The following is a 24,638-nucleotide window of genomic DNA, read 5'->3' as shown; positions in this document are numbered from 1 at the left end:
TATAGTCGCTTAAAGTCAGAGAAAATCAGGACGTATGACGAAATCAGGCAAGAAGCTGACCCCGATGATGGAGCGGTATCTGGAAGTCAAACGCCAGAATCCGGGAACACTCTTATTGTTTCGCATGGGTGATTTCTACGAACTCTTCCACGAAGACGCTGAGATCGCAGCCCGCATTCTGGGGATCACGCTCACCAGTCGCGATAAAACCTCCAGTAACCCGGTTCCGATGGCCGGCTTTCCGCATCATTCTCTGGATAACTACCTGTATAAGCTGATTCATGCCGGCTACCGGGCTTCCATCTGTGACCAGGTAGAAGATCCCAAAAAAGCCAAAGGCATGGTCAAACGGGAAGTCACGCGAGTGGTCACTCCCGGAACCCTGACCGATGATGCCCTGCTGGACCCGCATGAAAACAACTTCCTGGCGAGTATCTATTTTGGCAAAACCAATATCGGTCTGGCCTGGCTGGAACTTTCCACCGGTCGCTTTGTGACCTCCAATACCACAGCCGAACATCTGGTAGACGAACTGGCGCGCATCCATCCGTCAGAGTGTATTTTCGCCGAAGGAAATACTGCTTTGCAGAATGCGGTGGGCCACCTGGACACAATGCTGACCGAACGGCCTCCCTGGTCGTTTGCGGAAGGCGAATCAGAAAAACGCCTGCTGGATCACTTTGGCACAAAAACGCTGGAAGGGTTCAACCTGCAGACAGGCACCCCCGCGATTACAGCCGCCGGGGCCCTGCTGGAGTATGTCCAGGAAACCCAGAAAAGCTCGATTCCCCACATCAACCAGATCGAACCGTATGAGCGGGGGGATCGACTGCTGATCGATGAAGCGACCCGCCGCAGCCTGGAACTGACCCGCACCATTCGGGAAGGCAAACGGGAAGGCAGCCTGATCTCGGTTCTGGATGAAACCGTCACCTCGATGGGAGCCCGACTGCTGACGGACTGGATTGCGAATCCTTTAACCAGCCTCTCTCAAATTGAGAGCCGCCTGGATGCCGTCGAAGAACTCTCTCAGAACCCGGTTCTCTGCTCTGAAGTGCGCGAGCAACTGGCCAAAACCTACGACCTGCAGCGGCTCACCGCTCGCATCGCAACCGGTAGAGCCAGTGCCCGCGACCTGAGTTTTCTGGCACAGACACTCGCATTGCTCCCGAAACTCAAAGCGAAACTGGCGGGTCGCAAAGCGGCCTTGCTGCAGACCCTGGAAGCAGGCATCGATCTGTGTGCCGAAGTCCGCTCGGATATCGAAACGATGATCATCGAAGATCCTCCGTTAACATTGAATGAAGGAGGCGTCATTCGCCCGGGGTTCAGCGAAGAACTGGACGAACTCCGTTCCCTTTCTAAAGGGGGCAAAGAATGGATCGCCGGGTATCGGAACGAAGAATCGGAACGGATCGGTATCCCCAATCTCAAAGTCGGCTACAACAAAGTTTTCGGCTATTACCTGGAAGTCTCTGCCGCCCATGCTGCGAAAGTTCCCGATCACTATATTCGCAAGCAGACTTTGAAGAACCAGGAACGTTATATTACCCCCGAACTGAAAGAGTACGAAGAAAAAGTGCTCAAAGCGGAAGACCGGGCAGTCGAACTCGAACAGTCGATGTTCGACGAATTGCGGGAACGGGTCGCTAAAGAGGCCCCCCGCACACAAAAGACAGCAGAGATCCTGGCCCAGATTGATGTCCTGTTTGGCCTGGCGCATCTGGCAACACATGCCGGTTACACGCGACCCGAAATGACGGAAGAACCGGTGCTCGACATCCGGGAGAGTCGGCATCCGGTTCTGGACCGTCTGCAACCCTCGGGGGAATTTGTTCCCAATGATGTTCTGCTGGGAGAACCCTATGGTCGCGTGCAGATTATTACCGGCCCCAACATGGCGGGTAAGAGTACTTATATCCGCCAGGCCGCACTGTTGACCCTGATGGCGCAGATGGGCTCTTTCATTCCTGCCAGTGAAGCGCGGATTGGCATTGCCGATCGAATCTTCGCGCGCGTGGGTGCCAGCGATGAACTGAGTAAAGGTCAGAGTACGTTCATGGTCGAAATGACGGAAGCAGCCCGTATTTTGAACTCCGCATCGGAACGGAGCCTGGTCATCCTGGACGAGATCGGCCGCGGGACGAGTACCTACGATGGTATTTCCCTCGCCTGGTCCATGACCGAATTCCTGCATGACCAGATCAAAGCACGCACGCTGTTCGCAACCCATTACCATGAGCTGACCGAATTAACCCAGACGCTCAAACAGGCGAGTAACTGGAATGTCGCCGTACACGAGCAGGACGGGGAAATTGTGTTCCTGCATAAAATCGTCGAAGGGTCCGCGAATAAAAGTTATGGAATTCATGTCGCACGGCTGGCGGGTATTCCTGACCAGGTCATTCAACGTGCCAATCAAATCCTCTCGACACTGGAAAAAGACCATATCGATGAGAGTGGTCAAACCACGATTCCTCCCCGCGTCGATAAAAAATCATCACATCAGCAACTCTCCCTGTTCGGAAATACAACGCATCCGGTTCTGGATGAAATCAGGGATTTAAACGTGGATGAGATGACTCCACTGGCCGCGCTGGAAGAATTATACCGCATTCGCGAACAACTGAACTAAATAACATATTTTCAAATTTACACTCTCTGACAGTTGAACCCAGCCATATCACCTGTTCACAATATACACAGTGGAGGTACAAGGGTGCCTTTCAACAGTGTTCCTATTCAAATAACAGGAGGATGTAATGCTGGAAAAAAACATACTGAAATTTTTTGTCGTTTTGTTTACTACTGTTTCCTTAGCCATTTGCTCAGGTGATTCCCTGTCTGCTCAACAGAAGGAATCGGGTAAAACTGAAGCTTCAGCCAAAGAGACCAAACCCGCTGCCAAAAAGTTCAAAGGGCGCCTGCCCAATCATTACGGTAAACTGAATCTCTCCGATACCCAACGCGATAAAATTTATAAGATTCAGGCCGACTACAAGTCAGAAATTGACAGTCTGAAAAAGCAACTGGCAGAATTGAACAAAAAGCAGGACGCCGAAATCGTCTCGGTTCTGGAACCTTCTCAGAAATCCATTCTGGACAAGATTCTTGCGGAACTAGCCAGTAAAAAAACAGCGAATAAATAAAACCACTGAATCTCAACCATCCTGAGAATCAATAATAAAACCACCGCAGGGCGTGATCGGAACCGGATCACGCCCTTTCTTTTTGCTGAGCCTTCCAGCTATACTTTTCTTGAAACGACCAGCATCACACCGCCTCTACTGAAGTTTCCCTTTCTGAAAACAACTCACTAATGGATTCCAAGCAGCCCCCATCAGCACACCAGCCTCACAGGAGCGAACAAAAGCGACCAGGACCTTCCCCCTGGCTCCCCCTGATGCATTTGCTGATCGTGCTCAGCCTGTTCTGCTTTCTGGGCTACTTTGAGTGGCAACGGATCGAAACTGACAATCAGGACCTGCCGTTACTGACACGTTTTTTTCTGTACGTCAATATCGACACGACGCCTTATTTCCTGCTGCTGTTGCTCAGCCCTTTCTGCTGGTGGATCCGCCCTTCGATTCACTTTCGTTTTTTCTCGAGAATGATCCGTCCCCGTTTATCGCAGGAGTGGGTACGCGGCAGACAGACCGATAAACGAATTGACCTTTTTGCGATCGCACTCAGTCTGCTGCTTGCTGCGACTTCGTTTGCCATGAGTTTCTGGACCGCTGCACATACTGTGAATCAGGAATTACACCTGACGCTCGGCGATCTGCCTCCCGCTTATCACGATGAATACAGCTATCTGTTCCAGGCCAGAACCTTCCTGCAGGGTCAGACCTGGTTTCCCAGCCAGCCTGAAGCTCCGGAACTGTTTGACCAGGTTCATGTCCTCAATGAAGGGAAGATGGCCAGCCGCTATTTCCCGGGCACAGGCCTCTGGCTGGCCCCGTTTGTGACATGGGGATATCCTTACCTGGCGCACTGGCTGGCGGGAGCGGTCATTACGTTTTTTATTTTCTGGTCAGGCAGAGAACTGTCCGGAAATGGCGTCGGGGTACTGGCCGGCCTGATTGTAGCCCTCTCCCCGGGGATGGCGATCTTCAGCAACCTGCTGTTGGCACATCACCCGACACTGGTGGGGTTATCGTTTTTCCTGTATTTCTTTCTCCGCATGCAGAGAACCCGCTCGTTTCGTGATGCGTTGCTGGCGGGAGCAGGCCTGACATTCGGCATGCTCTGTCGTCCCATGACCGCCGCCGGCTTTGCCTTACCCTTTGGCATCTGGCTGGGAGTGGAATGCGCCCGCCGGGCCCTGCGGAAAAAGAACCATCAACCGTCAGGCTCTTCGACAGAGAAATCAGTCGTCCCCCTGATCACAGGGCTGGCAATCCCCCTGGCCTGCGGTCTGATCGGGCTGTTCTTTTATAATCAATCCATTACCGGCAGTGGCTGGAAAATGCCCTACCAGCTTTATACCGACATTTATACCCCGAGACACGTCTACGGCTTTGATAATGTCGTGCGGGGAGAACAGAAGCTGGGCCCGAAAGTACTGAAAAACTATGACAAATGGGCCGAGAACCTCACGCCAGCTCTGGCTGCCCGGAATGTTCAGAACCGACTGCTGGCCAGTCTGCAGTGGACATTGGGGCTGGTTCCACTCACCTTAGCCGGCCTGCTGTTCGTGATCACCGAATGCAGACGCGGGAGCCGCTGGTGGCTGATCTTTGCTTCGATCATCACTCTGCATGTGGTTCACATTCCTTACTGGTATGATGGCATCATGCACTGGCATTACGTATTCGAAACGGGACCGCTGTGGGCACTCCTCTTCGCGAGGGTGACACAGACCCTGTTTCGCATCTGGAGTGAACTCGAACGCCCCCTGATGAGCTGGCTCTGGTCCGCCATGATTTTAACTGCCAGCGCAACCAACCTGATCGCCATCCCCCCACTCTGGACTGTCTCCAAACTGGAAATCGTGATCAATAATGTGGCGTTTTCCAGACTGAAACATTTTCAGTTTCAACAGATGATTCAGCATCATCCTCAAATCAGACAGCCTGCGTTGATCCTGATCACCCATGATCCCTCTGATCGGCACATTGACTATGTAATCAATGATCCCCCGTTAAATGCTCCGATTCTGACAGGTCGTTATCGACCCGATCAACATAACCCGGCTCAACTGCAGACCCTTTTCCCGGATCGAACGCTCTACCTGTTCGACGCTGCCGGGAATCGTCTCAGTCGCTGGAACGGAAGTTCCTGGGAACCCCTCTGACAACACTCACGATCTAATCTTTGATTTTGAGTTTGATTTCATCCGAGTTCGTTTTCAGTTCCGGAGCATACATGCCATACCCTTGTGTGGGCAGTCCACTGAATCGACCTGGGATTTCAGCCCGCAGCCGATAGCTCAGGCTATGCGTTCCACGCGGTAACTGACGCAGGTAATTTACCACCCGGTCATCACGAAATTCCTGATAAGCTCCCAGCCCGTTGCGGGAATATCCACTGCGCAGGTCGACTGCTTCCAGTCCCGCTGGCCGGAAATCTTCAAACACCAGGTATTCGTAATCATTTTTGCTCTCGAAAATCAGCTCGACCTCGATCAGATCTCCGCTGGTCAGTTCTGTTTCATGGTCAATGGCCTCACGACGGTATTTTTCCACACGCTGATCAACGGCCTGCCCTTTCGAACCAGAGGTTTTTATGGCAGCCTCTTCCGGAATCAGCCGGTAATATTTTCGCTGCACTTTGATTTCCAGCCCCGTCGCCGTGATGAAATCTTCCTTCGTAAAGTTCGTCACGTACGCGTTATAGTACAACGGTCCGTTCCCCTGCTTGCGAATCTCCAGTCGATGTGCGCCTGACGTCAGTGCTGCGCCTTCTATCACCAGTTTATTATCGAACGTAAAGAGATTCTCCGCGTTGATCTGCACTGTTTTCTGTTTCTTTCCATCCAGAAAGATGTCCAACGTCAGGTCAGGCTGATCTTCGCCACTGGCTGACCAGTATTCTGCTAATGCTTCAATGGCAATCGCCGTATCAGAAACAGAACTCCAGTAAGTCGCATGTTTACGATTGTTCAACAGATACTTGACGAGTTGAGTTGCCTTGGGATTCTGAGGATCGGCTTTTGAAAGCAGCTTTAGATAATAGGCATTGGCTTCCACTTCACTGCCGTACCAGTGCCACCAGTAATTACTCTCAGGCAGATTGAGATAAGCGGTCTGGTTTTCCGCATCCTGAACCAGGTATTGATCCATATTGCTCATGATCATCGCCAAGCGATCCTGATTTTTCAGTTCATGCGATGCCAGCCCCAGCATCCCCAGAGCATACACCGACAGTTTCGTCCGATCCCGATACAGGAAATCGTACATTTTCTGATCAGCAATTCCCTGGTTGACCAGGACCAGAAAGACGTAAGCATCCAGATTGGAAGCCGTCATTTTATATGGTTTTTTCTTCGAATCAGCATTCAACAGTTTCTGCAGTTCTTTCTGCTGATAGTTTTTCAACCATTCCACTCCCCGTTCCAGAGTGCCAGGCACGAGCGCCACGTCATTCTGTTTCGCCAGAGCCAGTCCCTGGACGATTCGCGCGGTGAAGTAGGGGGAAGACTGTTCCTGCCATCCGGAAAACCAGCCCCAGCCTCCATCAGCCAACTGCATACTGGTTAAATCTGCGACTCCCTGCTTGACGAGCTGCTCTACTTTCTCCTGACTGAAGACCGGATTCTGATCATAGCGTTTCCACTGTTCGGCACGCTTCTGATCGTCACCAATCTCCTGTGCATTCAGATTGGTCCGTTTCTCCTCAATCTCTTTCAGATTAAGGCCCATCCGTTTAAGAATATTCTGAGTCATCACGGTCGGCAGAAATCGATACAGCGTGCAGTCGGTCGTTTTATGGGGTGAATAGACCAGGTAGGGCAGTGCATCGACCATGGCTCCTGCCAGTGAGGGTGAGTAACGAAGTTCCAGACGACTCAGTTCCGCTTTGCGTTGATCGGGAACCTGAAAACTGATCTGTGCCTGATCTGCATCACCGCGAATCATGCCCGTAAAGGACTCGGTCTTCAGAATGCCATGCACTTTGACAGGAAAGGTCATCTGCATCGCATCTGACTCTTCATCCGTTAAGGCTTTCATGCGAATCACGGCAAAGCCGGGACGGACCGCTTTCACGCGCCAGTCGATCCGTTGTTCACCGTCAGCATCTATCGTGACTGTCTGTGAAACATCGCCCAACGGTTCCAGGGTATCGCCGTCCAGTTCCAGTACGACTTTCACGTCCTTGGAAGTCTTCAGGTAATTATGCACGTTGGCGCTCAATACCACTTCGTCAGTCTCTGTAAAGAAGCGCGGTGCCTGCAATCGCAGAATCAGATTTTTCCGCGTGACAACCAGTTGCTCTCCTTCACCCACGCGTGCCCCCTGCCCCATCGCCCAACTGCGGATTTTCCAGCTGGTCAGGTTTTCGGGCATTTTGAACGAAACTTCCGCCAGACCTTCTGCATCCGCTGTGATTGCGGCGTTCCAGTAGGCAGTATCTGCGAAGTTCTGGCGCACGACAGGCTCGACCACTGCGGAGGAATCGGCGGGCGCTGCTGCATCCGCCATCACCGCCCGGGCTGCCATCGGCATGGCCAATCCTTCCATCACACTGGACTTTCGCATTTCTTCCGTTACAGGTAATACCCCCGGACCAGGGCCATTTCCCCCTACTGCTGCATAATTCGGGTACTGCGACTCTGATTCCAGCACCAGATGCCCAAAGGCACCAATCAACTGCATCCCGACTTCCTGGGGGCGTAACAGATTATGGAAATAACGACTCAGGTTGTCGGCTGTAGAGGGATGATGAGAGCGTTTCCACTTCCAGAAAAACGATTTGATATCACTCACATTGGAACCGCCGCTGATATATTCGACACTCTTGTCATAGACGCTGACCACCAGAGAACCAGGCACAGGTTTGCCCTCGATGTCAGTTACTTTCAGTTTGACGGTGGCTTCTTCACCAGGTTTATACTCGGTTTCAGAAGGCTCAACTTCCAGATTGACGACCCGCTGTTCCGGTGGTACCGCGATTTCTTTCGCAACCGTATGCACGGTTCCCTGGTGAACTGTGACGGCTTCGACAAAGAAGTTGGGCATATCGTTCTTCGCAATATCCAGTTCATAAACCGTACTTTTTCCCGCCAGTTTGAGTACTTCCGGCCTGGAATAAATCCCGTTCAACGGTCGAACAAACAGCAGAACCGTACTACCCGGTTGATTGGTATTGATTAACAGTCGTACTTTTTCACCCGGTTGATAATGTTTTTTCTCAACAACGAGTTCCAGATCGTTGAAACGGTATTCCTGACCATCAAATCCTTCTCCGCGGATCGAAAACAGGCTGCCCCCTTCGATCTGGTTCCCTTTTTTGTCAGTCACCGTATAGGAAACGCGGTACTGCCCTGCTTGAGTCGCTGCCATTTTCTGACTGGCGGTGCCCTCTTCCGATGGATTCAGATCCCACTCCTGAACGGCAGTCTCTTTCGGTTCTCCCTGATCGTTATACGAGATGCGGTATAGAACGACTTTGCCTTTACCACTGACTGGTTTGGAATCAAGTGTCTGGGATTTAAACGAAGCGGTCATGGTATCGCCGACCTGGTAGTAACCGCGATTCATCCAGGAAAAGACCTTGAATGGCTTACGAGACACCAGCACCGATCCCTGACCGACGATGGTTCTCCGCGATTCATCGACCACTTCGGCTGTGATTTCGTACTTATGATCCTGGTCGCCGTGTATCGCTTTTGCCAGCGCAGTATCGATTTTGATTTCGACTTCCCCGTCAGAACCGATTTCCACAGTATTGGAGAGCACGACTTCCGGCGGTGGTGAGGGACGATGAATCCACCAGGGTCCCGGCGCAACACAACCCCATCTGCCCCAGCCTGGATACCAGGTGTAATCCCCGCTGAACCACCAGTAACCCGAACCATATAACCAGTCCCAGCGATCCGCGGGATACCAGCGTTGATCGTACGCGGTACGCGTCACTTTATATTTGACCTCACCATTGACGACCGGACTGCCGAAATAGTATTTCGCTTTAATTTTCGCAGTGACGACATCTCCCAACGCCACTGGTTCTTCCGGAGCTTCCACCAGTACTTCAAATTCCGGTTTTTTGTATTCTTCCACGCGGAAAGAAATACGAGAAGAGATATTGCGACTTCGCTTCCCTGCTGCCTTGCCACGCGGTTTAACGGTAACCTCTAAGTAATAAACGCCCAGGTCCGCATCGGCAGGGATCTGCCAGTCTCCCTGGCAGCCACCATATTCGTCTGTTTTCAATGTTTTCTCAAAGACTGTTTTATTATTTTTTCCGATCAGTTTTAAAGCCACATTCTGATTTGCAAACTCGGAGTCTTCGGCTTTCGACAGATCATAACCCACATTGCGCACCCAGAATTTAAAGTCGACTTTCTGTTCGGGACGATACACGGGACGATCCGTGATCCCGTAGATCTTGACCGTATTCAATCTCTGGTCAGAAGGATGTGAATACCAGAAGCGATCAAAGCCGGTATAAGCAAACCGTCCATCCGCGGTGCGGGCGATCGTAATCCACTGATAGTGTTTCTCCAACTGGGATTCCGCGGGAAACGCCTGTCCGTTTTCATCAGTCCGTTCCGCAAAATTAACAGTCTGCGTCTGTTGCTGGTTCCGTCCCCTCTGGATTTGCTGATAGCCGAAAAATTCCAGATTCGCACCTGCCACCGGTTTACCGGTTCGGGCATCGGAGACGAAATAATATGTCTTGTCTGACATCTTTTTGCGAATGATGGCGGTATCATCCAGCCAGACGACAATTCGACTGGTATTTCCGTCCTGCATTCTGGCAACCAGCAGATAAGCTCCCGCATTTTGCAGCGGTGTCGTTACCGTGACACGCTGATCACGATGTCCGGACAAAGGCTTGAGATCCAGCCCCCAGCGTGAAACCAGCGGCCCCTGGTATTTTTTCTGCTGCTCATGAACCAGTCGATAACCTATGTTCGAAATATTGACCTGGTCCCATTCCAGTTTTTCCGGGTGGGTTTTGAGATAGTTTTGACATCCGTCAACAGTTTTTCCACGTGGATCTGATATGCCTCAAACTCCACATGCTGCCCATTGCGAAAGCGATAATCAACCTCCGCTCCCTGCCCGGCAACCTGGGACGGGTTCGGGTCGAATTGTCCCCAGTTCCCCACGATCTGATTCAACTGCTGCTGTTTGTTCTGATGAGGGTCTCCGTATTCCGCAATACTCTGTCGTAGATATTTGGCTGCCGTGGGATACTGTCGTCGATTCTCGAAAATACTGACTAACTGCCCCAGGGCGTTTTCACCCCAGTTGCTTTTCCCCAGTTCAACGACCTGCTGATACAGGCGGATATAATTCAGATCGTCCGGCAGGTTGATCCGTTGAATGCCTGTCGCCAGGCGGGTTAATGTTTCGGTTTCCTTGAGGCTCTCCAGCGAATAAGGATTCACCTGCTCTTCATCCTGCGGGTCCGGCTCATTCCTCTGGCTAAAGAAATAGGGCATAAAATTCTGGAGTGTCTGAACGCCAAACTGACTGCGGTTGAAATCTGCCACCTGCAGAATCACTTCCGCCTGGCGCTCATGGTTCTGCTTCACGCATTGATCGAGCATCCAGCGCCATCGTTCCCCATCATTTTTTGCGGTCTCAAATGATGCGGGAACCCGGTAATAGACGGGATCACCGGCATCATCAACGGGCGCTCCCTCGGGTCCCCCACTCGGTCCTCCACGAAAGAAACTGCCGGGCTCAGCGCCAACACTTGCGAAATCAGGAGTTTCATTCAGATCCGTCAGAATCTGCAGTTTCCAGGCATTTTGCCCCTCACGGCCAGACAGATAATACTCAGCAGTATCGAAGTAAATATTTGATGCTAATTCCGCATCATCGCCATTTTTAAGTTTTTCGATTGCCTGATTCATCAGTTTCAGAGCAATCAACCGGTCCTGTTCATGAGTATTAATAAAACGGTTTCCGCCTCTCTGATGTCCTCGAATGAATTCCCCATCAATAATGTATCCGTAGTGTGGCCCCTGAATATAACTTTCAGCCAGCTTCCATAATACCAGCGGTTGATTCGCGTGCACTTTCAGGACCGATTCACGAAATTCATCCATTTCACTGATTCGATTCAGTTGTTGCAGACAGGCAATCCCCTGTTGCAAATCATGGACCACACCTGCATCAGGATTATTGGCCTGGACAGCCAGTTTCTGATAGATTTGCCAGGCATCCCGGTAATTCCCCTGTTTTTGGTAAGTTTGAGCCAGAGAACGGGATTCCATGATACTTTTCTCATCAGCAAAAAGATAAACGCTCAGGGTAGCTAACAGTAGCAAGCAGACGGTCGCTGAAGTGCTGCGAAGGATTTTGAACGAAAACATGTTAAAACCTGTATATTGAGATGGGATTCTTTTTGAATTTCAGACGGGATCATAATACGTTACGCCTGTTTGACGAAATAGAATTGAGTCCAGTTCCCGGAATTCTCATAATTTTAAACGATCCGCGCGAGACCGAGGTATGAGAAATAATCAGTTTCCTGCATAATCCGACAGCAACCGCATTTGTTTCACACTGACTCAAGATTGAAAGCGCCGAAGAGACAGATCAATGGATTGGATTACAGCAGCCTTATCGCTCTGTGGCTACCTGATTACCCTGGCTTTGATTCCGAGCATACTTTTAAAGAAGAACCGCCACACGATCTCTACGGTCTCGTGGATTCTCACCATTATTCTTCTGCCCGGCCTCGGGGGAATTGTATACCTGTTCTTTGGCATTAATCGTGTCCAGAGGAGATCGCTCTCCAAAGAGAAAGCAAACCAGTCACTGGCCCCCAAACTGCCTCAGATTGTGCAAAACCAGTTGCTCTCCAGTGAAGACTATCTGCCCATCAACCAGAATCTGATGCGGTTGGCTCAGAATATCGGTCATACCGTTCCTACTTTTGGAAATCATGTTGAACTTCTGACAGATACCAACCGGACTCTTGGTTTAATCAAACAGGCCATTTTAAATGCCGAGCATTCATTGCACCTGGAATATTACATCTGGCAGCCCGATCAGTCAGGAACATTACTCCGTGACCTGCTGATTGAAAAAGCGCGGGCCGGCGTGGAAGTTCGATTTCTGTACGATGGACTGGGTTCCTTCGGCTTAGGTAAGAATTTTTTTAAGCCTATGCGGGAAGCCGGAATTCAAATCGCACCGTTTCTACCAGGCGCTTCCATCCGCGAACGCTGGTCCATTAACTTGCGCAACCATCGTAAAATTGTCATCGTGGATGGTAAAATGGCATTTACCGGCGGGATGAATATCGGTGATGAATACCTGGGGCTGAACCAGGACCTGGGCTTCTGGCGGGACACACATCTCAAGGTCGAAGGTCCCGAAACCTTACAATTACAGCAGGTCTTCGCGGAAGACTGGTTCTTCGCTACCGGCGAGGCACTGACCCAGCAGGAGTATTATCCCTCTCCGAATCCCACGGGAACGGTCACTGCGCAGACGCTGCTTTCCGGACCGGAAAAGAACGCCGATGTCTTTTTGACCCTGATGTTCGCTGCCATCAACGAAGCACGCCACAGTATTGTTCTGACGACTTCTTACTTCGTCCCCCCTGAATCACTGACAACCGCACTGGAATCAGCGGCGCGACGGGGCGTGCATGTGCGTCTGTTGCTTTCAAGTAAGTCAGCCAATCCGGCAACGATTCATGCAGGGCGTTCTTACTACGATTCGCTGCTGGATTCGGGTGTCGAAATCTTTGAATACACCAAAGGAATTCTGCATTCGAAAACCCTGACCATTGACGACTGCTGGTCCCTGGTAGGCACTCCCAACTTTGACTACCGAAGTCTGATTTTGAACTTTGAAGTCGGGATGGCACTTTATGATCGAAAATTTGCACAACGCCTGCGGGAGTCCGTCGAGCAGGATTTCCTGAACGCAATTAAGATCACCCACATCGAATGGAACAGTCGCAGCAAATTCGAGATCTTGAAGCAGAATCTGTGTCGATTATTTGCACCGGTCATGTAAAAACACAGACAGTTTAAGGCAACTTGTGTCGATACTTGTCTGAGGCGCCTTCAGGCAAAGTTCCCAGATATCTGATTAACTGAATCACTTCTGCTTTGGTCAGCAGATTCAACAAGCCATCCGGCATCGCGGATTTTTTGACGGGCACAATCTCTTCCACTTCCTGTTTTTTGATCATCTGCTTCTTACCTTCTGGTGTCAGCAACATGATCTCATCCGGGCCCGCTGCCCCCATCATCCCTGTAAACGTCTTACCGTCAGCAGTCACAATCGTATAAGTCGGATATTCCTCCGAAACGAAATGGGAAGGAAACAAGGTACTCAGTAGAACCTCTTTCTGCTGGAACCGTCGACTGACATAGGTCAGATCGGGACCGATTTCTTCTCCCTTCTTCCCGAAACGATGACATTTGATACAGGTCGCTTTTTCATATGCCTGTGCTCCCAGTTTCAAATCAAGCGTGGACTTTTTCTGCTGCTGAAGTTCTGCCAGCAGGTCTTGATACTTCCAGCGACTGTCAGCAGGTTCCACAGGCAGAACAGCGGGAAGTTCTTCCGGGTATTTTGCTGCAAACCATTCCTGCCACTGCTGCATGATCCGGTTTGCTGATTCGCCTTCGTTATGGAGCTGCTGGCCGGTCCAATGAGTTAACAGTCTGGCTGCGATCTGCTGTCCCTCAGGGTCCTGTTCTAAGCCAATCAGGATCACCTGCCGGATCCATTGGGCTTTGTTAGAACGGCGACGAAAACGAACCAGGGCACGCATCACCGCTTTCGCCTGATCTCCCTCGACAACATTCAGCGAGCGAACCAGAATCCGCCAGTCGGCGTCGCGCCTCTGATTTTCTGCTGCATACCAGCTGATAGCCTCTGCGACATCATTGCGCCGTTCCGGATAGGATTCAAACAGCTCATGCAGATAAATCAAAGTGGGCTCATCCGCGATACGTGCCATGGCGATTAACAAGGCATTCAGCTTACGTTCCGACTCGGCATCCTTTTGTTTCTGATTCTGAAGTTTCAGTTCCTGTTCACGCAGCGCTGTAAATTCGGCGCCCGTCAGTCGATCCAGGGGTTCCCCCGCGACCATAATCCGGAAGTCCCCCTCTGCGACTTCCTGGAGCATTGTATCTTCCAGGCGATCAATCTTCATCGAGATTGCCGGTGTTTTGCCCAGGCAGAGATTCCCCACTGCAGTGCATACCAGCATCAGCACCAGCGACCGAATCAGCACCATCTTCTTCAGGCTGTCCATCAGAAATGCCCACTTTCGTTTGAATTTGATAAATCGTAACGGAATGATAATCTTACTGAAGATAACAGGCTTCACACTATATTCATATCAGATAATTGTTTAAAATCATGTCAGGTAATACAACACTCTATTCAGTTTCAGGGACGAATCATGTCAGACCACATGCCCAATCATATTCCTTTCTCCAAGATCGGTTTTCACGCATCAGGTGTTTTGATACTAATGCTGACCTGCTGGAGCTGTGCTCCCAGCGAGACCACAGAAACTGCCACGCCCCCGGCACAACCGGAATCTCATCCTGCTGAGATCAAGCCTGAAAAAACGGTAGAAATCACGCTCACCTTAAGCGATGTCGAAGGCTTTAAGGAGATCCTGGCAAAGCAAAATGGCAAAGTTGTGCTGGTCGATTTCTGGGCCACCTGGTGTATTCCCTGTGTCAAAAATTTTCATCACACAGTGGAATGGAATCAGAAGTATGCCGACCAGGGGCTCAGTGTCATTTCCGTTTCCATGGATGAATCGGACGCAGAGACTCAAAAAGCAGTCCTGAAGTTTCTGGAAAAAGAAGACGCCCAGTTCACCAATATTCTTGCCACGGCAGCCGACGATCAGGATCCCATGGACACGTTTGACATTGATGGCGGCGCCCTGCCTCATTATCGGATTTACGATCGAACCGGCAAGCTGATCAAAAAGTTTTCCTTCGCAGATCCGGACAAGCAATTTACCCAAGCTGATATTGAAACCGCCTTGCAGGAAGCGCTGAAACAGAAACCGGAATAACCCAGGATCAACAGATCAAGTGAAGTCGATGTTACGTAAACTCTGGTCGATCTGCCTGGATGAAATCATAGGCTTCTACCTGCTGCACCGGTTTTTCTATTATAAAAAGCGCTCCCTGATCATCTCGGATGCCGGCAAAGAGACGCCCGGTCTCCTCAGCGGTGAACTGCTTTCGTTTTTTTCACCGGTTCCCGGACCGGCAAGTTTAGAATACCAGCCAGATCTTGAACCCGCTTCGCAGGCAATCTTTCCAGCGGCAGAAGTGAAAGACTTTCAGTTCCCAAGTCCAGTCCAGACCGGCTTCCCCGGGAATGATCTGGTGAAAGGGCGGCACTGGAAATCAACAGTCTCCCAGCCTGCTGCAAATTCAGATTCCCGATTCACAGTGGTTGCGATCGACGGCATTGTGCAATTGGGGGTGCGCAGCTTTAACAGGCTGGCGAAGCGACTCACTCCTTACGGCATTGATGTGATCATGCTCGACAGCCCCTTCAACTATAGACGAACTCCCCCGGGTTACCGACCCGGCCAATTAATCGCCGGTGGAAATCTGGATCATCAACTTTTGGTGGCGCGGCAGGGCATTCTTGATCTCTGGAGCCTGATTCTGCATTTGCAATCAGAGGGGCATCAGGTCGGCCTGGTGGGGATCAGCCATGGTGCCTGGCTGACATTGACGGCGTCACTCTTAATAGAACAGCTCCAGTTCGTCATGGCGATCACGCCGCCCGTAGATCTCTTCCGCATACTTGATGAGGGAGGCACGGTGGTCAACGCCATCCGACGCGGTATCCGGGAGTCTGATCTCAGCGAAGAACAACTCGAACAGATTTGTCAGCCCCTGCGAATTCCCCAGTGGAAACCGAAACTCCCGGGTTCAGCCATCTATCTGCATGTAGCCGACTACGACCGGTTTGTTCCCTCTTTCCGAATTGAGGCGCTGGCCGGGCAATGGAATACAAAACTGGTTCACCATCCGCTGGGACACATTGAAGCCACAACGGGCCCGAAGGTTGTCGCGCAGGTCGCAGAAGAAATTCTTCATTTCTGGAAGATTCCGACAGATTCCATTGCTGCTTCGACTGCCAGTAATACGTAATAACTGCAGAGAAAAAGCAACCGTTACAATCTGTATGACCTGTATTCCTGCAAATTGAATCGTCACATTTTCAGAAGTTTCTGTTGAAAAAAGGCATCATGTTGTCTGCGGGCAACTTATTCTTTCAGTATAGACTCAAGAGTGGATTACGTTATTACCTTATCCAATGTTGAGATCTCAAGCGGGCCAGTTCTTTTATCTTTCTGTTAGACCGTGTCCAGTTTTACTGTAGCGTCTCCAAGGCCATTTGAGCCGAGTATAATCGATTGAGAGACACTATGGTCAAATGGGAAGCGATCTGGGTAAAAGTGGTTCATCCGTCTCTTTGGTGATTCGTTGCTGTTCCTGACCGAACAAAACGAAAATAAATCAGGGGAGTCATGATGCAGGTACGAGTTCGCGATTTGATGACCGCTAATCCGGTCAGCGTTTGCCTGGGAACAACACTTCAGGCAGCGGCAGAACAGATGGTTCAGGCGGAAGCTTCTGAAATCTATGTGGTAGACGAGCTTCGAAGATTGATCGGAGTTGTGCCAGAATATGATCTTCTCAAATACCACCTGACACATAATCACCTCGCAGCGCCCATCGATTCTCTCATGTATGTTCAGATTGAATCCCTCTCACCAGACGATGACGCACTCCAGCTTGCTCCCCTGTTTCGAGATCGGCGGAACAGCTGCATGGCCGTCACCGAAAATGGTCAGCTGGTAGGAAAACTAAGCTGCCGCGACCTGTTTCGCGTGATGCTGACACTCGATGCCATTGCAGAACCTGAGCAGCCATCGGAACCAGGCATGATGAAAAACGAGGTCGCTCACTCCCCCGCATCGACGATCAACCCGCCGCATCTGTCGCGGTATGGAACCTCGATTAATAGACTGCAGTTGAACACCAGTTCCGGAAAATAACGGTACACAAGCAGCTCAGTCCTGGGCTTTCAAATCAATGCCCATGTCGGCAAACAGGTAGATCATATCCTCCCAGACATTCTTCTTCGCTGACGGATTCCGCAGCAGGTAGGAAGGATGATAGGTACACACCACTTTGGCACGACCATATTCGTAAAAATCGCCCCGCATTTTGCCAATGGGTAGATCCGAGTGCAGTAAATTCTTCGCCGCCACAGAACCCCAGCAGACGATATAATCGGGGTCTACAATTTCAATCTGCGCATCCAGATAGCCGCGGCAGTTCGATGCTTCGAGATCCGTCGGATTCCGATTTCCCGGCGGACGGCACCGCAGAATATTCGCGATATAGATATCGCTGCGTTTCATCTGACATGCTTCGATAATCTTATCCAGCAACTTCCCCGCGCGGCCGACAAAGGGTTCCCCCTGTTTATCTTCATCTGCTCCGGGAGCTTCCCCGATGAACATGATCTTTGCCCGAGGGTTACCTACCCCAAACACCGTTTGCGTCCGCGTCTCCGCCAGTTCCGGACATCGGGTGCACTTGGATACCTGGGAAGCGATGATATCCAGTTCCGCCTGGCGATCACCTTTATTCAATTTCGATTTTGTCGTTCGAGGCACACTTATTTCCTTTCGAGCCTGATCCGACTCCCGGATCGGCTCCTCAGTCATTTCACTTGTTTGAGGCTGTTGTTGAATGGACGGCTCGGGAGTGGAAGTGATATCTGCCTGAACCGGTAGGTGATGCGGTGGTTCCACAAGGGGAGTTGGACTGTCAGAGTTTTGAGCAACAGGCTCAAACTGCTTCAAATACGTGACTCCCGACCGTTGCCAGCTTTCCAGTAATTGCCGGACCGCGCGCTGCGAGCGTCTGTTTGCATCCTGATTCATCAGCCTTTACCAGTCCTTTTAACGCTTCACCTGACAGCCAGGTACGGCAGCTTCGAACTCTTTGACTCCGTCATCCGTAACCTGGGTGAAGCTCAATTGAAGTTCTTTCAGGTTTTTTAATGCCGCCAGTTCCTTTAAACCATCATCGGTAATTTCCGTCTTATTCAAATTCAGATATTCCAGTTTTTTGAGAGGCAGTAAATGCTTCAGACCCTCGTCGGTAATCGGAGTTCCCTCCAGGTTCAAACGATTCAGTTCAGTGAACCCCGAGATGACTTTCAAGCCTTCATCTGTCGTTTCCGTGCCCCATAAACCAAGCCGGGTCAGTTTCTTCAAATCCCTGATCTGTTCCAGTCCTTTATCACCAATCATGGATTCATCCAGATCCAGGTACGTCAGGTCGGTCAAGCCGGAAAGGTACTTCATGCCTTCGTCGGTAACAACCGTATCCCGCAGGTGAAGTGTCTGCAGCTTTTTCATGTTCTGAATATTTTCAATCCCGGGGTTGCCGACAAAATCACGTCGCAGGTGCAGGGCTTCCATGTTCGTCATGTCTTTAAGATACTTCATCCCTTCATCTGATATTTCCGTATCATCCAGTTCCAGTGAAACCAGATTTTTATCTTTCAGAAGCGCCAGAGTCTTATCAGATATATTTCTGCCCCACGTATTCAACCGCTGCAGATTCGGCAGAGCAGCAATATCCTGCATTCCATCGTCTGTCACCTGTGTCGCCTGGACTTTGAGCACTTTCAGGTTCTGCATGTCTTTAATGTGAGCCATTCCCTCATCGTTGATCGCTTTATTGAATCGCAGATCCAGATCTTTCAGTTCAGGGAACTCAGCCACCACTTTCAAGGCGTCATTGGTAATATTCGTGGCGCGGAGTGAAAGTACCTGCAGGTCTTTCAAGCCTGACAGATTCTTGACACCCTCATCTCCCACAGTCGTGCTTTCCAGGCTCAAAAACCACAGGCCCTTTTTCTTGCCAATTTCTTCTGTCGCCAGATCAGTAAAGTTAGGGCCCCAGAGTATCAGGCGTTCCAGGGAAGGCAGACCTGACAGATGTTTTAGATCCTCATCCTTCGCATTGGTCCCTTTCAAATCCAGTATCAAAATGCGACCATCATCCGACAGGCCCAGCTTGGCATCCAGTTCTTTGAATGCCTTGACTGCTTCCGGTGAATCTGGCTCAGCTGCAGGCTGTTGTTTTTCCGCTGCGGGAGCCTGCTGACTGGTCTCTGAACTGACCGTTTTCTCCGGATCTGCGGGAGGAGTACTTGTACCGGGACATCCAGTCAGCAGGCAGATTGCTGCCAGCGAAAGAAATACTCTTGTCTTCATCCTGATATCCTTTGTAATGCTCAATCTGGCTCAGATCTGCTGGTGTTCCGCGCGCATTCTATGTTCATGGGCTCTGAATGCCGACCAGAATTCCTGACGATATTCTGTCAGTCATCAAAGATTCACAGAACCCTCTTATGATGCTAACAATGATCCCCAAAATAGAGCCCAGACCGAAACATTGCAATTCAATGACTCTGTTTTCTGTAACTACTTGCGATTCCGAGACCAAACCGGCTATACTCAATAGCATAAACAGACTTCTATATGTTTTATTGAGATTTTGACCCGTTTACCCACTCGGTAAGTTCGATCACCGCCAGCCAATCAAGGATATTTCAGTGAAACATCGCCTCGCTTTTCCCGCCCTGCTGTTTTTCTGCCTGACTGTTCTTTTCACATCTGTGTCCCGGGAGATCCAGGCGAAAGACTGGAATACTTATCTCGCAGACCGGGAACGGGCAGGTTCTACGACAGATACGATTTCACTGCCATTGACTCCTGCCTGGAAGTATGTCGCCCCCAGTCCGCCAAAAACGGGCCAGACCGATCCGGGTGAGCGGGTGATGGAAGGTCACGATCTGGAAGCCCGCGTTGATTTTGATGACGCCTTACAGGTCGCCATCGCAGGCGGGCAAGCTTACTTCGGGTCTTCTGTCGATCACCAGATGCGTTGTGTTGATCTGAAATCGGGTAAAGTGCTCTGGTCTTATTTTACAGGCGGCCCGATCCGACTCTCCCCCACCGTCAGTCAATCGCGAGTCTATTTTGGTTCCGATGATGGCTTCGTGTATTGCCTGGACGCAAAAACGGGAAAAGAAATCTGGAAGCTACGTGCCGGACTGAACGAAGAAATGATTATTGCCCGCGGCGAAATGGTCTCACGCTGGCCTGTCCGGACGAATGTTCTGATCGATGAGGGCATCGCTTACTTTGGTGCCGGCATCTTCCCGCATGAAAATATTTATCTCTACGCCGTCGATGCCACCACCGGAAAAGTCATCTGGAAGATTGATAATCTCAGTCAGACCTCAGCAGGTCGTAATGAACTTTCTCCCCAGGGTTATATTCTGGCCAATGACGAATTCCTGTTCTTCCCTTCAGGACGATCCCTGCCTGCTGCGATCAACAAGAAAACCGGCGAGGAAGAACACAAACGGTCTTACAGCTGGCGCAGCACCGCTGGTGGAGTGGTAGGAGGCACCCAGGCCCTGCTTGCGGATGGCCAGATTTATTCCATGGGCGCACACCATATTCTGGCGTTAACTCAGGCTGAAGGTGATGTCGGTTTTGCCTGGATCACCGGGCAGCAAATGGCCGTCCAGGGAGAGTTTGCCTACCTCGCCACCGGATCGTCTATCCTGAAAGTCAATCGGGGAGAGCACGCTGCGGGTTCGCAGAAAGCGCACAAAAATGAAATGACGATTAACGATCTGTTTAAAAAACTCCGCAGCCTGAAAGGGAAAAAAGCAGAACAGGCACGCGCGGAAATCAAAACGCTGCAGGAAGAAAATAAAGCATTGGCAAAAGCTGGCGTTCTCTGGGAAATCGCTGCTCCAGCCCGCGATTCGCTGATTGTTGCCGGGGATAAAGTCATCGCCGGGGGTGAAGACCAGGTATTGATTCTTGATGAAGCCACCGGAAAACTTCTGGAAACATTAAAAGTCAAAGGACAGGCACGGGGACTGGCTGTTTCCGACGGACAACTGGTCGTCAGCACCTCAGCTGGTGAAGTCATCGGCTATGGGAGTTCAAAGTCGGATCAACCAGCATCACAAATCAACACTATCACAACAACTTCTCCTTACTCTGAAGATGAAATGACCGCCGTCTATCAGCAGGCAGCCCGGGATATTCTGGCACGCACCGACGTCAAGGAAGGATTCTGCCTGGTGCTGGGCAGCGAAGAAGGCCGTCTCGCGTATGAGCTGGCCCGTCAGAGTAATCTCAAAATCTACTGCATCGAACCAGACTCAGAAAAAGTAAAACAGTCACGGCAGAAGCTGGCCCAGACTGGCTATTATGGTCATCGCGTGACCGTGCATCAGACCGAACTCTCTCCACTCCCCTATTCTCGCTACTTCGCAAACCTGATTGTCTCAGATACATTACTCAAAACAGGCCAGATCCCGGGTATCCCCAAAGATATTGCCTCGCACGTCAAACCACTGGGTGGTACCATCTGCCTGGGCGGGCCTGCTCAATCTCAGGCTGATAAAGTTGAGAACAACCAACTCATGGACTGGCTGAAGCAGACCGGCCTGGCTGAGACTTCCCAAATCAACGATCGACAAGGCTACGCCACGCTGGTGCGGGGCGCTCTGCCCGGAGCGGGCAGCTGGTCCCATCAATACGGTGACCCTGGCAACACCGCCAGCAGTAAAGACCAGCGGGTTCGCGGCGGACTGGGTGTCCTCTGGTTTGGGGATCCCGGTGAAAAGAAAATGGTCAATCGCCATGAAGGTGCAGTCGGCCCGCTTGCGATTAACGGCAGACTGTTTATCCAGGGCGAAAGCACGATCATGGCATTTGATGCCTATAATGGTCTGTTCCTCTGGGAACGGGAAAATCCACAGGCAATTCGTACCGGTGTATTCCAGAACCAGAACCCGGGTAACCTGGTCGCCAGCGATGACAGTCTGTTCTTCATGATGAAAGAAAGCTGCTATCAGCTCGATGCCGCTACGGGAAAAACAGTGGCAAAAATCCCCCTGCCTGAAAAGCTTAACGACGGCAAACACGAATGGGGCTATCTTGCCTATCAGAATGGTCTGATCTTCGGAACGGCGACCACGCGAAAAGAACTCGAAGCCCGGCAGGTTCGCAGAGGTCGCAAAACGGAAGACTCCACAGATGCATTGTTTGCCATCGATGTCAAAACCGGAAAACCGGCCTGGAGCTACCAAGGCAAAAACATCGCCCACCACACGATCGCCATCGGCCCGGAAGCGGCCTACTTCATCGACAGTTCCATCACAAGCGAACAACGCGCCGAGATTCTGCGTCAGGACAAGTCACAGCTGAAAGAACTGACGGGCAAAGAACGTGAAATCGCCGAAGATCGACTCAAAAAACAGGACCTGCGGCTGGCTGTTGCATTGGACATCAAAACCGGCAAAGAACTCTGGTCTCAGCCCGTAGATGTCACCGACTGCAGTGAGATTGGCATCGGCGGTGGCAAACTGACACTGCTGTATCAGAATAATGTGTTGCTGCTCTGTGGCGCCAACGCGAACGGCCATTACTGGAAACAGTTTATTGCCGGTGACTTTTCCCGCCGCCGACTGGTGGCCCTCAATGCCGGCGATGGATCTCTGCTCTGGAAGAAAGATGCCAACTATCGACATCGCCCGATTGTCGTCGGAGACAAGATTATTGCAGAGCCCTGGTCCTACGATCTCTACACCGGCATTCAACATACGCGCAAACACCCGCTGACCGGACAGGAAGTCCCCTGGAGCATCATGCGGGAAGGCCATCACTGCGGCATGTTATCGGCATCGGAAAACCTGTTGATGTTCCGCTCCGGATACACGGGTTTTTATGATCTGGAGAAAGACGCCGGGACCCGCCACTTCGCCGGCCATCGGACCGGCTGCTGGATCAATGCGATTCCCGCCAACGGCCTGGTGATGATCCCCGAATCCAGTGCCGGTTGTGTCTGTCTGTTTTCGATCTCTTCAACCATTGTGCTGGAACCGCGCGAAGAACGGACCCACTGGACGATCTTCAGTTCGGTAGGCCCCAAGACTCCTGTCCAGCATATGGCATTAAACATGGGAGCTCCCGGTGACCGACGCGATGCCCATGGTACGGTCTGGATGGCCTATCCCCGCCCGAAACCGAGTCGGGAAACCGGACTCGATTTCAAATTCGATATCCAACCGGAATTCAACGCAGGCGGAGGCTACGACAGCCTGAATGAAATCACACACCCTGTCAAAAATGCCGAGCCGGGCTGGGTCTATACTTCCTGGGCCCGTGGACTGAAAGAATGCACGATTCCTTTGCTGGGCAAAAAGGATGCTCCTGCCAGCTATTCGGTGGAACTCTCGTTCTCAGGTCTGGAACCGGTTTCCTTCAACAATCAGCAGGAAGCCCCTCTGTTTGAGATCAAACTGCAGGGACAGGTGGTGCAGAAAGATTTCAATCCGCAGGCAACACAGCCCACCCAGACACTGAAATTCGATGGTATTTCAGTCAAAGACAACCTGCGACTCGAACTGATCCCGGAAAACGAATCCGCCAGACAGGCGCCCGCGGCTTTAAGTGGAATTGAAATTATCCGCTCAGATTCATAGACTGGCCTTTAGATTTGTCTCTTCTGCCCGGTCTATACTTCAAGTGAGATAATGTGATACATCACCTTAACAGCAAATCAGCGGTTTTCTGTCTGGTCCTTATTCTAGTCGGTTTCAGCAGGCTGTCCTCAGCCCACGCGCTGGAACTGACTCTGGAACCGCCGGGAGATCGGGAATTTGTACGCGATCTCGCCGGGATGCTGGATGAGCCGACCACGAAAAAGATCAAAGAGCTCTGCGATAAGCTGCTCACCGACAAAGCAACCCCCATCATCGTGGTCACGATTGACTCGATGGCCCAGTACGGCGGTGCGGACATGCGGATCGAGACATTCGCCACGATCCTGTTTAATCAATGGCAGATCGGACATGCCAAGCTGGGAGACCAGGACTGGAATACCGGCATTCTGCTGCTCGTTTCCAAAAATGATCGCAAGGCCCGCATCGAACTGGGAGCTGGCTGGGGACGTCGCGAAGACGAGCAATGCCGTCAGATCATGGATGAATATATTATCCCCCACTTCAAGCAGGGGCAGTTTGACCAGGGAATTCTCGCGGGTGTAGAAGCCCTCGATAAAATGGCCCGAAAACTCGAACTCCCGACCAAACCGGTTTCTCCCTGGACTTATGTCATTATTGCTGTTGCTGTGGGCCTTGTGATTTTCACTGTCGTCTCGCTCATCCGCCGGGGATCCAGTGGCTGGGCCTGGTTGTTCTGGGGAGTCCTGTTTGCAGTCATTGGCACCCTGTTATATCAGATGCTCAATAATCGTGGTGGAGGTGGAGGCTTTGGTGGCGGTTCCTTCGGCGGTGGTTTCTCCGGTGGGGGCGGTGCTACCGGCTCCTGGTAATGTTCGCGTTCTTTCTCCTTCGCAGTTCCTCGCCGCCTTACGAATT

The 24,638-nt window shown here is 51.3% G+C and carries 14 protein-coding genes; 9 read left to right on the top strand and 5 right to left on the bottom strand.

The features are described from left to right. Nucleotides 1–34 precede the first annotated feature (34 nt). The 3 genes from mutS (at nt 35) to AACZ40_RS06335 (ending at nt 5,296) form a co-directional block, all read left to right on the top strand. Nucleotides 35–2,635: a DNA mismatch repair protein MutS gene (gene mutS / locus AACZ40_RS06345; protein WP_291170923.1), complete on the top strand. Its 2,601-nt coding sequence runs from the start codon at nt 35–37 to the stop codon at nt 2,633–2,635. Nucleotides 2,636–2,762: 127 nt separating this feature from the next. Beyond that, nucleotides 2,763–3,149 carry a hypothetical protein gene (locus AACZ40_RS06340; RefSeq protein ID WP_291170922.1) on the top strand — a complete coding sequence of 129 codons (387 nt, stop codon included), beginning with the start codon at nt 2,763–2,765 and terminating at the stop codon, nt 3,147–3,149. A 254-nt stretch (nt 3,150–3,403) separates the two neighbouring features. Further along, nucleotides 3,404–5,296, top strand: coding sequence for a glycosyltransferase family 39 protein (locus AACZ40_RS06335; RefSeq protein ID WP_291170920.1), 1,893 nt, complete (start codon nt 3,404–3,406; stop codon nt 5,294–5,296). Between the two features lie 13 nt (nt 5,297–5,309). On the opposite strand, the gene AACZ40_RS06330 is transcribed toward AACZ40_RS06335, so the two are convergent. Next, nucleotides 5,310–9,995 carry an MG2 domain-containing protein gene (locus tag AACZ40_RS06330; RefSeq protein WP_339673649.1) on the bottom strand — a complete coding sequence of 1,562 codons (4,686 nt, stop codon included), beginning with the start codon at nt 9,993–9,995 and terminating at the stop codon, nt 5,310–5,312. Nucleotides 9,996–10,072: 77 nt separating this feature from the next. Next, nucleotides 10,073–11,392 carry a hypothetical protein gene (locus AACZ40_RS06325; RefSeq protein WP_339673647.1) on the bottom strand — a complete coding sequence of 440 codons (1,320 nt, stop codon included), beginning with the start codon at nt 11,390–11,392 and terminating at the stop codon, nt 10,073–10,075. 328 nt (nt 11,393–11,720) lie between these two features. On the opposite strand from AACZ40_RS06325, the gene cls reads away from it, so the two are divergent. Then, the gene (gene cls, locus AACZ40_RS06320) at nt 11,721–13,151 is read left to right on the top strand and encodes a cardiolipin synthase (protein ID WP_291170918.1); all 1,431 of its coding nucleotides are present in this window, start codon (nt 11,721–11,723) and stop codon (nt 13,149–13,151) included. A gap of 13 nt (nt 13,152–13,164) precedes the next feature. Here cls and AACZ40_RS06315 read toward each other — a convergent pair whose 3' ends face one another. Further along, nucleotides 13,165–14,481, bottom strand: a complete 1,317-nt coding sequence (locus AACZ40_RS06315; protein ID WP_291170917.1) for a c-type cytochrome — start codon at nt 14,479–14,481, stop codon at nt 13,165–13,167. Nucleotides 14,482–14,556: 75 nt separating this feature from the next. On the opposite strand from AACZ40_RS06315, the gene AACZ40_RS06310 reads away from it, so the two are divergent. The 3 genes from AACZ40_RS06310 (at nt 14,557) to AACZ40_RS06300 (ending at nt 17,199) form a co-directional block, all read left to right on the top strand. Next, a complete protein-coding gene (locus AACZ40_RS06310) occupies nt 14,557–15,189 on the top strand; it encodes a TlpA disulfide reductase family protein (RefSeq protein WP_291170916.1) in 633 nt (210 codons plus the stop codon). Between the two features lie 19 nt (nt 15,190–15,208). Continuing rightward, entirely contained in the window at nt 15,209–16,288 is a 1,080-nt protein-coding gene (locus AACZ40_RS06305) for a hypothetical protein (RefSeq protein WP_339673643.1), read from the top strand. Nucleotides 16,289–16,668: 380 nt separating this feature from the next. Continuing rightward, nucleotides 16,669–17,199 (top strand): CBS domain-containing protein, encoded by a 531-nt coding sequence (locus tag AACZ40_RS06300; RefSeq protein WP_291170914.1) that lies wholly within the window; start codon nt 16,669–16,671, stop codon nt 17,197–17,199. Nucleotides 17,200–17,214: 15 nt separating this feature from the next. Here the strand turns inward: AACZ40_RS06300 and AACZ40_RS06295 are convergent, their stop codons facing one another. Next, nucleotides 17,215–18,096 carry a uracil-DNA glycosylase gene (locus AACZ40_RS06295; RefSeq protein WP_291170913.1) on the bottom strand — a complete coding sequence of 294 codons (882 nt, stop codon included), beginning with the start codon at nt 18,094–18,096 and terminating at the stop codon, nt 17,215–17,217. 18 nt (nt 18,097–18,114) lie between these two features. After that, the gene (locus AACZ40_RS06290) at nt 18,115–19,440 is read right to left on the bottom strand and encodes a hypothetical protein (RefSeq protein ID WP_291170912.1); all 1,326 of its coding nucleotides are present in this window, start codon (nt 19,438–19,440) and stop codon (nt 18,115–18,117) included. A 341-nt stretch (nt 19,441–19,781) separates the two neighbouring features. Between AACZ40_RS06290 and AACZ40_RS06285 the strand changes: the two genes are divergently transcribed. After that, nucleotides 19,782–23,741 carry a PQQ-binding-like beta-propeller repeat protein gene (locus AACZ40_RS06285; protein ID WP_291170911.1) on the top strand — a complete coding sequence of 1,320 codons (3,960 nt, stop codon included), beginning with the start codon at nt 19,782–19,784 and terminating at the stop codon, nt 23,739–23,741. A gap of 53 nt (nt 23,742–23,794) precedes the next feature. Beyond that, nucleotides 23,795–24,592 (top strand): TPM domain-containing protein, encoded by a 798-nt coding sequence (locus tag AACZ40_RS06280; protein ID WP_291170910.1) that lies wholly within the window; start codon nt 23,795–23,797, stop codon nt 24,590–24,592. Nucleotides 24,593–24,638 lie beyond the last annotated feature (46 nt).

The organism is uncultured Gimesia sp., assembly GCF_963972345.1.
Classification (GTDB): Bacteria; Planctomycetota; Planctomycetia; order Planctomycetales; family Planctomycetaceae; genus Gimesia.
The sequence above is the reverse complement of the archived record's forward strand: the minus strand, read 5'-3'. Positions and strand labels throughout refer to the sequence as shown.